This is a genomic window from Mucilaginibacter sp. P4_G9, from assembly GCF_056400985.1.
Genome location: NZ_JBFUKF010000241.1, coordinates 1 through 12,478 on the forward strand (window position 1 = coordinate 1; position 12,478 = coordinate 12,478).

Genomic DNA, 12,478 nt, shown 5'->3' on the forward strand with positions numbered 1-12,478 from the left:
AACCTTGTGCAATGGGGAATATTGAAAAACTTTATTACCGAAATGGATTGGGGCGATAGCGTAATGATAGGCAATGATGTAGTGGTAACTTCGRCCCCTGCAAGGCATTTTTCGGGCAGGGGGATAGTTAACCGTAACGAAACCTTGTGGGCAAGCTTTGTAATAAAAGGGCCAAAACATAATATCTACTTCGGTGCCGATTCTGGCTGGTCGCCAAGTTTTGCGGAGATTGGGGAGGCATTTGGCCCTTTTGATTTAACGATGCTGGAAGTTGGCGCCTACGGCAGGTTCTGGCCGGATATTCATATGGGCCCCGATCATGCTTCAAATGCCCACATCGCCCTTAAAGGCAACCTGATGATGCCGATACATTACGGCACCTTCAACCTGGCTCCCCATGCCTGGTACGAGCCTGTTGAACGATTGGAAAAAATGGCAAAAGACAAAAAAATAAACCTTTTTATACCCGAGCCAGGTAAACCAACCGAGGTTAAGGGAGCGTATAATTCGGAGTGGTGGAAGAGGTTTATGTAGGCCCCACCCAATCTTCCCCGGAAGGGGGCTAAAAAAGTCTCCACGCCAACCGGCGGGGGAGATTTAGAAGGGGCTTGTAACATTTCTCCTTTTCCTTATTCCAATAAAAAAGTCCTGCAACATGTCCCAATCCTATATTTTAGTTATTAACGGCAAGCCCGAAGGCCCTTTCAGCATGGATGAACTAAAGGCAAAAAAAATAAAGCCGGGCGATTTTGTGAAAACTCCCGAAATGGACGATTACAAGGAAGCCCAGGAAATTGCCGAACTAAGGGAGCTTTTAGGCTTTGCCAAGCCAGCTTTGCTGATGCAATACTTCGGTAGTTTTGACCAGCGGCTATTAGCCTCGTTTTTAGATTGGTTTATTGTGTTTGGGGTATTTGTGCTCATCATTTTTGTTGTAGTAATTATATTTATGCAGGATAAAGAGAGCCGCATGATAGTGAGTTTTAGCTTACTGGCATGTGTGCCCTTTGCCAAGATCATTTACCATATTGTGATGGAAAGCTCTGCCAGCCAGGCCACCTTTGGCAAGCAAATGCTCAAAATAAAAGTAGTGGATATGCACGGCGATCGCATCAGCGTAGGTAAGGCTATTGCCCGCAACCTGTGTAAAATATTTTCGGTATTGACGTTTTTTATCGGTTACCTGTTCGCGTTTTTTAACAAGCAGCAGCAGTGCCTGCATGATATGATGGCCGGCACAGTGGTAATTAAGGAGAGGTTGTTTTGATTGCGGGTGATACTTAAATTTGAAATTTATGACATAAAAGGCAATAGCATCTATATAAATTCTTAAAAATGGCCTACTAATTCCCAGGTTATTTTAATCAGATCTTATTTAAAATACCTTTTTGTGTGAAGAACCCTATATACAACAATCCTGTTTCCAATTTCTTTATAATGAATTCCATATGGGAACCGATATAAAGGAGCTATTCTTATTTCTCTGTATCTTACTTGAAATAATTGGGGGCTGCTCTCTATGAACTTTATAGTTGCAAAAAACTCCTTAAATCATTTGGGGAGAAACCGTTTTTTAATATTTTGAAACGAAACATATTCAACTTTCCCGCTTTCTTCCTCATCAAGCATTCCGTCAATCATTGCTTTATATTCATCAGTTAATTCCAGGTTCAAATGATGTTGATGCAACAAATCCTCATATTCGCTTATTGGAATAATGACCGCGGTTTTCTCGCCTTTATCGTTAGTAATGAATTGAGTTGTCATTAATCAAATTTAACAAATTTTGTTAATCATTACAATTATGTTAATGATAAGACCATCCATTAATTTATCATTTACATCCAAACAACTTATTCCTCAACATAATCGTTAAATTTGCATCTTATTAATTATCCGCTGCATGAATACTGATGCCGTTAAATTGCTGCAAGGCCGTTATTGTAATTCGTTAACAGAATATTCGCGTTTTGTTACCCGCGAGGTAAACATCGGCGACGTGCCTATGGGCGGTAATAACCCTATCCGCATTCAAAGCATGACCACTACCGATACCATGGATACCATTGGTACCGTGGAGCAGTCTATCCGGATGGTGGATGCCGGTTGCGAATATGTACGCATCACCGCACCCAGCATCAAAGAAGCAAAAAACCTGGCCGAAATTAAAAAGCAGCTTCGCGCCCGCGGATATAATGTACCCCTGGTTGCCGATATTCACTTTACCCCAAACGCTGCTGAGGTAGCCGCCCGTATTGTTGAAAAGGTGCGCGTAAACCCCGGCAATTACGCCGATAAAAAGAAATTTGACCAGATAGATTATACCGACCTGGAATACCAGGGTGAGCTCGACCGTATTTACCAGAAATTTGCGCCGTTGGTTAATATCTGTAAAGAATATGGTACTGCCATGCGCATTGGTACCAACCACGGTTCGCTGAGCGACCGGATCATGAGCCGCTACGGTGATACCCCGCAGGGTATGGTTGAATCGGCCATGGAGTTTATGCGGATGTGCGAGGCGCTGAATTACTATAACCTGGTGATCAGCATGAAATCCAGCAATCCGCAGGTAATGGTGCAGGCCTACCGTTTACTGGTAGAAACCATGGTTGCCGAAGGCATGAACTACCCGCTGCACCTTGGCGTAACCGAAGCCGGCGACGGCGAGGACGGTCGTATAAAATCTGCTGTTGGTATAGGCACTTTATTAGAGGATGGCCTGGGCGATACTGTCCGCGTTTCCCTAACCGAAGAACCCGAGGCCGAAGCACCGGTAGCTATTGAATTGGTGAAACGCTATTCTTTGAGAGCGGAAGAGGTTAAAGGCGAAAGGCAAAAGGCAAAAGGTAGTGAAGTAGAAGACAAGGAAAACCTTTCACCTTTCACCTTTCACCTTTCGCCTTCTTATAGTCCTTACGAATATAAAAAACGCCATACTTATGAGGCTAATGCCTTTATCGGCGGGCATATGGTGCCGAGGGTAGTGATCGATCTATCTGCAAAAAATCTGAAGGATCCGTCTATTTTGGCAGATGCCGGGTACCTGTACGTTCCGCTATTGGATAAATACAATATGGCCGAGCAATCGGTTGATTTTGTTTACCTGGCAGATGAATTACCCTCGTTTACTTTCCCGGCTAATTTAAAACAGCTATATAACTACAATACCTGGCAAAAGCTTGCCGATAAAACCAATTGCCATCCGTTATTCACCCTAAAGGGATACATCGGGGCAACAGATCGTACATCAGCATTAAACCTGGTAAAAATATTGCCTGCAGATATTGACTCGGAAGAATTTGGCTCATTGCCTTTTGATAACTCCCTGGTATTTGTATTGGAAACAAACCAGCTTCATGGCATGGCCGATCAGCGTGGTTTCTTTTTCAAAATGGAAGAGTTGGGATTAGATGTACCGGTGATTGTGAAAAGAAGCTATAGCCCCACCCAACCCTCCCCGGAAGGGAGGGCCTTAAGATCTGAAGTCTCCCCAACCGGGGGAGATTTAGAGGGGGCTACTACTAAACTTCAACTTTACGCAGCTACAGATTTAGGCGCTTTACTGGTTGATGGTTTTGGCGACGGGATCTGGATTGATGCGCCCGAACTTCCTTCCAATGTGATTACGTCTACTGCTTTTGGTATTTTGCAGGCTACCCGTTCACGCATCTCCAAAACTGAATATATCAGCTGCCCAAGCTGCGGGCGTACCTTGTTCGATCTGATGATCACTACACAGATGATCCGCAGCCGTACAAGTCACCTCAAAGGGTTAAAAATCGGTATTATGGGTTGTATTGTAAATGGTCCGGGCGAAATGGCCGATGCCGATTATGGTTACGTAGGCTCGGGTACTGATAAGATCACCCTTTACCGCGGTAAAGAAGCTGTAAAGAAAAACATTAGCGCCGCAAACGCCCTTGATGAACTGATTGGGATTATTAAGGAAGACGGTAACTGGATAGAACAGGAATAACCCGGCAAGCCATATTTATGAGCGACAAGATCACCGTTTCAACTATTCCTTTAACCCTTAAGCGGCACCAGGAACCGGCCGGCAATATCAATGCTGATTTTGGAATAATTAATGATGGCTGGAACCAGGATGATTTTGCTGTATTAGCCAACGAGCCTGGTGTAAACCATGGCTTACCAATTAAAACCGATTATTACTCGGTTATTTTATGCCTTAGGGGCAGCTGTAAAAAAACAATCGGGCATTTTGTATTTGAAGTTTATACCAACTCCGTTCATTTGGTATCGCCCCAGTTTATTACCTCTTTTGAGGATGCTTCTCCCGACCTGCTTTTGTACCAGGTACTGTTTAAAAAAGAGTTTTTGAMCAATAATTTTCTTAAAGAAAACATCCTGGATAATCTTTTGGAGGTAAATCCTGATTATCCACCAATTTATGGCCTGTCGCAAAAAAGTTGTGCATCTTTAAAATCACTTTACGAAAAAATAAGCGACGAGAGCCGGGAGCAAGGCGCTTTCCATTTGCAGATCCTTCGCCTGTTGTTAACAGATTTGCTGTACGAAATGAACCGGGCCTGCGAAAACTGTTTGCTGCACTCCACGCGTCACCTAAGTAAACAGTACCAATTGGTATACAAGTTTAAAAAATTGGTTGAAGATCAGTTTCTAACCTTAAAAACGGTGCAGGAATATGCCGATGCCTTATTCATCTCCAGTAAATATTTAACCGAAATTGTAAAGAGCGAAACCGGGCAAAATGCCTTGCATGTTATCCATAATCGCCTTTACCTTGAAGCGCAATACCTGTTATCCTCATCAGGCCTCAGCATTAAGGAAATTGCCGAACGGCTTAACTTTGACAACAGCTCGCATTTTAGCCGTTTTTTTAAACGCTTTGCCGGCAGTAATCCTTCGGAGTTTAAGCAACTCCAATAAAAAAATCGCCATTTATCTTTCCATGCCCCCGTTATGACTATTGCCTGACGGTAATAATCATCAATCGGAAAAATTGGTTGTCGCGGCTTCAATATATAAACAGACATGTGAAAAAAGAGGCAGACTTAAATCGAGTTTGCCTTTTTTGCTTAAAAAATTTTGCTAAATAAAAACAACCGGCGCACTGTAAGAAACTCTCCGGATAACACCATTTAACGAACCCGGCTTCCACTTTGGCGAAAGCTTTATAACCCGCACCGCTTCTTTATTCGCTTCGGCAGTAAGTCCTTTTATAACTTTAACATGGTTTAACTGCCCATTCTTTTCTACCACAAAATAAACAATTACCTTTTTTCCGGATAACCCTTTTACCGGGTGCAATTTTGATTTGATAAACTCATCCAGTTTTGCCTGCCCTCCCGGAAACTCCGGCAATACTTCTTTGGGCGTTGCGGAGACTACTGTATCAGCAGTTTTTTTTGGGCCTTGGGCAAGTGCCCGCTGTTCCGAGCCGCAAATGGTAAAAATTCCCCAAATTAATACAAGTTTAAATTTCATTGTATGTAATATTTATTTGTTGATATTCGTGAATACAGAAATCCTACAACAATGAAATAGCCACTTTGTTGTGATCGTCTGGTAATAACAACCTAATGCGTTTTTATAGATTTGTTAATACACCGCGTTAAACTCTGCAAACATATTCCCGGCTTCGGMAAGGCTGCCTAAGTTCACATAATCGCACACCTCGGCATACTCCGCCCATAACTGGTGCACCACTTTATTTTGGTGGGCCTGCTGAATAGCTTCGGGAGACAGCCATTCAAAAACTTCTACAATTGTACCATCGTCAGCTTCCATAATTATGGCTTCCCTGTCGGTTACCAGCCCTTCCGCTTTCAGGCGCGGTACGTGGGTTTTGGTCAGTTCCTTTAATGCTTCGGCGTTACCTGGTTTGGGTTTGTAGGCTATTATTACTATGCGTCCCATAATTGATGAGTTGATGAAGCAATTTACAATTTTAAAAACTCTTATAACAATACCGGGTTTGGTTTATAATATATGATAACAGTATTGTAACAATAACCGAACAATATGGCAAAGAAAGTTGCAGACCAGCTGGTAGAGATGCTTGTAAACGCAGGTATAAAGAGGATATATGCGGTAACGGGCGACAGCCTGAATGAGGTAAATGACGCGGTAAGGCGCGAAGGAAGTATTCAATGGATTCACGTGAGGCACGAGGAAGTTGGGGCCTATGCCGCAGGCGCAGAGGCGCAGCTAAACGGATTTGCCTGTTGTGCAGGCAGCAGCGGACCGGGCCATGTACACCTTATAAATGGTTTATATGATGCACACCGATCTGGCGCACCGGTTATTGCCATAGCATCAACCATTGCCAGTTTTGAGTTTGGCACTGGCTATTTCCAGGAAACCAATACCATTAAGTTATTTGAAGATTGCAGTTATTATAACCAGGTTGCCACAACGCCCAAGCAACTGCCGCGCATGCTGCAAGCCGGGATACAAAGCGCGCTGCACCAAAAGGGCGTTGCTGTAATTGGCCTGCCGGGCGATGTAACGAGCATGGATGCTGTAGAAATAGATTCTGCTATTCAAAACTTTAACCCTATCCCGGTTATCCGCCCGGGTGACGCGGAGTTGCAACAACTGGCCGCCATGTTTAACCAGTTTGATAAGATCACTATATTTTGCGGTATTGGCGCTGCCGATGCGCACGACGAGGTGGTTGCACTATCACAAAGGCTGCATGCAACGGTTGCTTACTCGTTCCGGGCCCAAATGGATATCCAGTATAACAATCCTAACGAAGTTGGCATGACCGGGCTGTTAGGTCTGCCATCGGCATATCATAGTATGCATGAGTCGGACCTGCTGGTTCTTTTGGGTACCGATTTTCCATATACTCCATTTATGCCTGCCGATTGTAAAATTGTGCAGGTTGATACCAGGCCCGAGCRTATCGGTCGCAGGGCTAAGGTTGATGTAGGCTTATGCGGCACCATCAAGGATACATTAACCGCGCTGCTGCCATTGGTAAGGCAAAAAGAAGATGATAGTTTTCTTAAAGCGCAGTTAAAACTTTATGCCGATGTAAAAGATAAAATGAAAACCTATGTTGACTACAGTGGAGAAACCGACAAGATCCATCCGGAGTACGTGGCCAGCATATTGGATAAAATTGCTGCCGATGATGCCATATTTACGGTAGATACGGGTATGTCATGCGTGTGGGGATCGCGTTATATTAACGCAACCGGCAAGCGCAAAATGATTGGATCTTTTAATCATGGTTCTATGGCCAATGCTATGCCGCAGGCTATCGGCGCGGCTTTGGCGCGTCCCGGTCAGCAGGTTATTGCCCTTTGTGGCGATGGTGGTTTGTCTATGCTATTAGGTGATCTGGCAACTATTGTTCAATATAAATTACCTGTCAAGATCATCGTTTTCAACAACCGTTCCCTGGGTATGGTAAAGCTGGAAATGGAAGTAGCCGGCCTGCCCGATTGGCAAACCGATATGTACAACCCCGACTTTGCGCTGGTTGCCCAGGCCATGGGTATCAATGGCGTCAACGTTACTGAACCTGGCCAGGTAAGGCAAGCTATCAGTGAAGCGTTAGCCTTTAACGGCCCGGCATTACTAAATATTTTCACCGATCCTAACGCTTTGGCCATGCCACCCAAAATAGAATTAAAACAAGTGGCAGGTATGGCCGTATCCATGACCAAGCTGATGCTCAACGGGCATATGGATGAGGTGTTGGATACTGTTAAAGCTAATTACAAGCACCTGAAGGATTTGTTGTAGGAGGGAGGAGGTGAAAGGTCAAGGGTGAAAGGCAAAAGATTCTAAAATAGCTAAGAAGAATATGATGACAGTTCTCTTTTTAAGTATTTCTCCCATATTCCTAAAACAACCCAAACTTATCCCTCATCCTATGTCCATCTTCCAACACATAAACCATGGGTACTTCGTGGCCAAGGTCTTTAAAAACCATAATGTCGCGGTATTTCCGGGGGATGAGGTTGTAAAACGCGTACTCGTTATTGGGCGGCGCCAGGTGATCAAGCGGGCCAATTCCTACCGTACCGTTTTGGGGGGCATCGGTGGCATTTTAACATTGACGGTATAGCCGGCACGGCTGCTAAAATGGCATCTTTACTGCCTGCTGTAAGCATGGTTGACACCTCCCCATCATCTTTATGAACAGGAACTTTCGCGCTAACGCCATTTATAGCTAAAAGGCAGATTATGCCAAGTATAGCGATATAAGTTTTTAGAGTGATATAAGGTTTTAGGCTGGTCATGGTTATTTATTTTAGGCTATTAAATAATTCACATAATGAATGTAATTGATAGCCAAGGTATTATCTTTTCGATTCGGGCATCTCCTTTTAGCTTTTATATAAAAGCTGATATTTAATCAATATTACCTGGTATCGATTCGGTAATTTAATGATGCTGAAAGACTGGTACCCGCAGCTGTATTACGCCCGGTAATGAAAGTTCCGCCTGTTAAAAATAACGACAGGTTTTTGGCGAACGCATGCCCGTAACTTACCGATACCTGGTTAAAAGCAAAGTTTTTACTGGTGCTGGGGTTGGCCGATATAATGGGATTTGGGTTAATAAATGAATTACCGCTGGTTGCATAAAAACCGCCAACACTTACCGATACCTGCTCGTGAAAGTTTTTATCCAGCGTTAAACCATAGGTAAGGTTATACCTATCCTGGAAAACAGATTCGCCTCCAAAATACTCGCGCACCGCATTCTCTGCAACAAAATAACTTTGCCTGCCAAACAGGTGACCACTGCCTGCAAAGGCAAGTTTAAGCTCCGATCCGTATTGACTATAACCTAAACCCGGATTGTTTTTGTACGTAGGTATAATGCCTGTAGCTTTTATACTAAAATAGTATTTGTAATTAATATTAGCCAGGTAATATTTAACACCTATTTCAATATCCTGCAGGCCCGAGGTAGTAATAGCATTAGGTATACTATCGGTTTTAAAGTAATTTATGGAGTAAGGCACCAGGGCCGATATTGTAAATTTCCGGCTTATCCCATATTCAGCATACAATGCATAGCTTATAGAATGGAATTGTCCGTTATCTTTAAAAGCTGTTCTATGACTGGTGGAATCAAATTGCTTATTGGCAAAAAAGTAACTTACCGATGGCGATAACACAAACCTGCCCGGCCTTACAGGGAAGCCATCGGCAAAGCTGTTGTTGCGCGCTAATGTTAGCAACATAACAGCGGTAAAAAGGTATTTTAATGCGTTATTATTGAGGGTCATAGTTTTATTCATAGGTATAGGTTAAAATAGGCCAAAGGTATCGCGCATCCAGTTGCCCTCATAATCTTTATATTTCTGGCTTACCTCGTGGCCAAGGTCTTTATAAACCATTACTTTTTTATCGGTATTTAAAGAGTTATAAACTGCATAACCATTGCCGGGCGGTACATACGGATCAAGCAAACCTAAACCCAGCAGGGTGGGGCATTTAACATCGGTAGCAAAGTTTTTGGTATCGTAATACTCCATATTGCGTAAAACCTGGTCGAAAGTCACATCTGGTTTACCCGCAACATATTTTTTGATATCATTCATGGGCCAGTCAACCGTGCCAACAAGGTTGTGTACATCACTTAAAATGGGGTTTTGCGCCGAGCAAATGGTAATCCTGCTATCTAAACCTGCAAGCGCTATGGCCAAATATCCACCCATACTACCACYGGTAGCCATAATCTGGTTGTGCCGTAGCTCCGGGCGCGAGTAAATGAAATCCACAGCACGCACGCAATCCATAATTACACCACGCATCACATATTTATTTTTATCCTCAATATTATAGGAGATAAATGCATCGCGCTCGGTATGGATCACATCGCGGCTGTTGCCTTGTCCGCGGGTATTAAGAGTTATAATAGCCAGGTCGTCATCTTTACCTACAATTGGCTTAAGCACCACCTGGTAGCCCGGCAAACCCAGCAATACCGAGAATTTTTTGCTTTTGTTACTGTTTTTGGGCAGGGTCATCCATCCCCGGATGGTAAGGTTATCCAAAGATTTCATCTCGATAAGGAAAACCCTGCGGTTATCAGTATTTTGCGATGGTTGTTCGGTTACTTTAAACTGGGGTTTTACCTTTGCCAGCTCGGCTTTGGCCGTTTTCCAAAAACTATCAAAATCTGCAGGTTTTGGGTACGCGGACTTAATGTCATCGGCCCTGATACCAAAAGCACGGCGGGTAGTATCGTCATAATCAGATACATTGATCATCATATTTAGTTTATAGAACCCTGTTTTTAGTGATGGGATCTCAAAATTGTAACGCTCTTCGCTTTTCCTGCCAATTTTTACAGGCTTAACGAGAGTTTTAACCTTTACTCCTTTTTCATTGGTAATTGCATATGATATAGTACCGGCCTGCTCGGTATCGTAACTGTTTTTTACGTCAAAGGAAAATGAGGCAGTTGAGCTAAAAATACCTTCTTTATTGTTGATGTTTAATACGGTTGATACAGTTTCCTCATCCTCTTTAGGGGATGTATCGGCTTTAGCAGGCGGAGAAACATGCTGACCCGAGGCATACTGAAAAGAGATTATTGTAAACGCTAAGAGTAAATATTTTTTGAAGTAGGTAGTCATAAATTATTATTATGCAATGATCTTTGCCGACTCATTTTCGGGATTAAACCGTTTATTCCTGATCAGGAAATTTGATCTGCGGATATAATGGTTAAGCGGTTCCTCGATAAGCTTAAACAAAGTGATTGAAATTACATTTAAAACGATAAAAGCATACAGAAGGTTTAAACTATCGTATTCAAAGGGCGAATGCCAATCGACTCCCCACTTATCGTAAAGTTCAAATGTATAATCATTAAGCCAGTTAAAACTATTGTGCAAAAAGGTATATATATAGCCCAGGTGTATTAGGTAAAATATATAAGAGCTTTTGCCAAGCAGTTCCACAAAGGGGTTGGCCAGTATTTTTTTAAGTATGGTAGTTTCGGTAAGTATACCATAAAAGAACAGCGCTATTGATAAAGCCAATAGGTAATTATTGGTAATGATGCCCAAAGGGTTATATAAACCGGCTTCCTGTCCCGCAGGTATGGGCAGAACAGACATGATCCAAACACAGAAGAAGATCATGAAAAAGCCTGCGTAGGTAAGTTTTTTCCGGCTGCTCCCGTCCAGTTTTTGTTTGCGTACAATGAGTGCCAGTTGGATTCCGGCAAAAAATTCAAAACACCTGCCCAAAAAGGTGTACAGCATCATAAACGTAAAATTGCCGAAAAAGCCGTACCAATTTACATGACTGAATATCAATACCAGCACAGCGCCCAGGGCGGTAATAGCGATGGGTTGGATATAAAACCTCTTGTACCTGGCAGCTATAAGAAAGATGAACGGTGCCGAAAAGTAAAAACATTCCTCAACCGTAAGTGACCATCCCTGTGCTATGCCTGTAAATTTAAGCTGATCAAAAAAGCCCCGCAGAAAAACGATGTTCATGAAAAATAGCACAATGGGGTTATGACTGGCGGTAACGGTTTGGTTATTGGTAAAATAAAATGAGATGAAAGCCCCGATGGTTAAAATGGCATACATAGGGTAAATACGGGCTACCCTATTTTTTAAGTATTGTTTAAACCAATCTTTAGTAAGTTTAAAACTATCAAAATAGCGGAAAGCAATTAAAAAGCCCGAAAGCACAAAGAAGATGGTAACCCCTATATGGAACTCATTGAAAAAACGTTGCACAGAGTGAGGAAATTTTTCATCAAAAATATACGCGAAATGCGATATGAATACCAGGTAAGCTGCCATTGCGCGTACACCAGTTAATGCGGGAATGTAGTTTAGTTGCGCTCTTTGTGACAAAATGGATGTAAGTTAAAGATTCCAGTCAAGTTTTTCAGCTATCGGTTTACAAAATTGAGGCCAAAGATGTCTGAATCATTTTCTAAACCCGAATTCACAGAATTAATGAATTAACAGAATTTGCCTGTATATCAGTTATACTCAAAATCATATCAATTGGTTCTAAAAATTCTTTAATTCGTTTAATCCCGGTTTCAGACAGAAAGAGCACTCCCCTGTACCACACCCCTGCTTAATATCCTTTGGTCGATATAGTATTGGATCTCCGACTTTTTTAGCCCCCAATTTGGGGCTATTAGCAGTTCGCGGTCGCTAAGTCCAAACAGGCGCTGGATCACGATATCCGGGCGAACGCGGGGCAGCAATTCACACAAAAAGTCGGCATATTCATCAATGCTGAACACTTTGAAAGGTTCGCGCTTGTATTTAACACCCATTACAGAGCCTTCTACAATATGCAGGTGGTGAAATTTCACAAATTTTATCTGTGGAAAACGGTTGATCTCATCGGCATATTTCAGCATCATTTCATGTGTTTCCCAGGGAAAACCAAAGATAGTGTGCACACAAACATCCAATTTGCTATTTTCAACCAATTTAAGGGCTTTTACTAATTCATCGTGGTTACATCCGCGG

General features: G+C 42.7%; 12 protein-coding genes. 5 read left to right on the top strand and 7 right to left on the bottom strand.

The window, feature by feature from the left end; translation table 11 throughout:
* Both AC1DPZ_RS18140 and AC1DPZ_RS18145 read left to right on the top strand, forming a co-directional pair.
* The coding region (locus AC1DPZ_RS18140) for an MBL fold metallo-hydrolase (protein WP_477405961.1) at window positions 1–534 on the top strand (534 nt) is incomplete at its 5' end.
* Window positions 535–655: 121 nt separating this feature from the next.
* Window positions 656–1,267, top strand: coding sequence for an RDD family protein (locus tag AC1DPZ_RS18145; protein ID WP_477405963.1), 612 nt, complete (start codon window positions 656–658; stop codon window positions 1,265–1,267).
* Between the two features lie 284 nt (window positions 1,268–1,551).
* On the opposite strand, the gene AC1DPZ_RS18150 is transcribed toward AC1DPZ_RS18145, so the two are convergent.
* A complete protein-coding gene (locus tag AC1DPZ_RS18150) occupies window positions 1,552–1,767 on the bottom strand; it encodes a hypothetical protein (RefSeq protein WP_477405965.1) in 216 nt (71 codons plus the stop codon).
* A 136-nt stretch (window positions 1,768–1,903) separates the two neighbouring features.
* Between AC1DPZ_RS18150 and ispG the strand changes: the two genes are divergently transcribed.
* Both ispG and AC1DPZ_RS18160 read left to right on the top strand, forming a co-directional pair.
* The gene (ispG, locus tag AC1DPZ_RS18155; RefSeq protein ID WP_477405967.1) at window positions 1,904–3,979 is read left to right on the top strand and encodes a (E)-4-hydroxy-3-methylbut-2-enyl-diphosphate synthase; all 2,076 of its coding nucleotides are present in this window, start codon (window positions 1,904–1,906) and stop codon (window positions 3,977–3,979) included.
* Between the two features lie 17 nt (window positions 3,980–3,996).
* Entirely contained in the window at window positions 3,997–4,914 is a 918-nt protein-coding gene (locus tag AC1DPZ_RS18160; protein WP_477405969.1) for a helix-turn-helix domain-containing protein, read from the top strand.
* Window positions 4,915–5,076: 162 nt separating this feature from the next.
* Here AC1DPZ_RS18160 and AC1DPZ_RS18165 read toward each other — a convergent pair whose 3' ends face one another.
* The gene (locus AC1DPZ_RS18165; RefSeq protein ID WP_477405971.1) at window positions 5,077–5,472 is read right to left on the bottom strand and encodes an energy transducer TonB; all 396 of its coding nucleotides are present in this window, start codon (window positions 5,470–5,472) and stop codon (window positions 5,077–5,079) included.
* Window positions 5,473–5,586: 114 nt separating this feature from the next.
* Window positions 5,587–5,904, bottom strand: a complete 318-nt coding sequence (locus AC1DPZ_RS18170; protein ID WP_477405973.1) for a hypothetical protein — start codon at window positions 5,902–5,904, stop codon at window positions 5,587–5,589.
* A gap of 105 nt (window positions 5,905–6,009) precedes the next feature.
* Here AC1DPZ_RS18170 and AC1DPZ_RS18175 point away from each other — a divergent pair, with 105 nt between their 5' ends.
* Complete coding sequence (locus AC1DPZ_RS18175) at window positions 6,010–7,746, top strand: thiamine pyrophosphate-dependent enzyme (protein ID WP_477405975.1); 1,737 nt, start codon at window positions 6,010–6,012, stop codon at window positions 7,744–7,746.
* Between the two features lie 622 nt (window positions 7,747–8,368).
* Here AC1DPZ_RS18175 and AC1DPZ_RS18180 read toward each other — a convergent pair.
* The 4 genes from AC1DPZ_RS18180 to AC1DPZ_RS18195 all read right to left on the bottom strand — a co-directional run.
* Window positions 8,369–9,256, bottom strand: coding sequence for a hypothetical protein (locus AC1DPZ_RS18180; RefSeq protein WP_477405977.1), 888 nt, complete (start codon window positions 9,254–9,256; stop codon window positions 8,369–8,371).
* Window positions 9,257–9,265: 9 nt separating this feature from the next.
* Window positions 9,266–10,600, bottom strand: coding sequence for an acetylxylan esterase (locus tag AC1DPZ_RS18185; protein WP_477405979.1), 1,335 nt, complete (start codon window positions 10,598–10,600; stop codon window positions 9,266–9,268).
* Between the two features lie 9 nt (window positions 10,601–10,609).
* Complete coding sequence (locus AC1DPZ_RS18190; protein WP_477405981.1) at window positions 10,610–11,842, bottom strand: acyltransferase family protein; 1,233 nt, start codon at window positions 11,840–11,842, stop codon at window positions 10,610–10,612.
* Between the two features lie 194 nt (window positions 11,843–12,036).
* A partial coding sequence (locus tag AC1DPZ_RS18195; RefSeq protein WP_477405983.1) for a TIGR01212 family radical SAM protein occupies window positions 12,037–12,478 on the bottom strand: 442 nt, incomplete at its 5' end.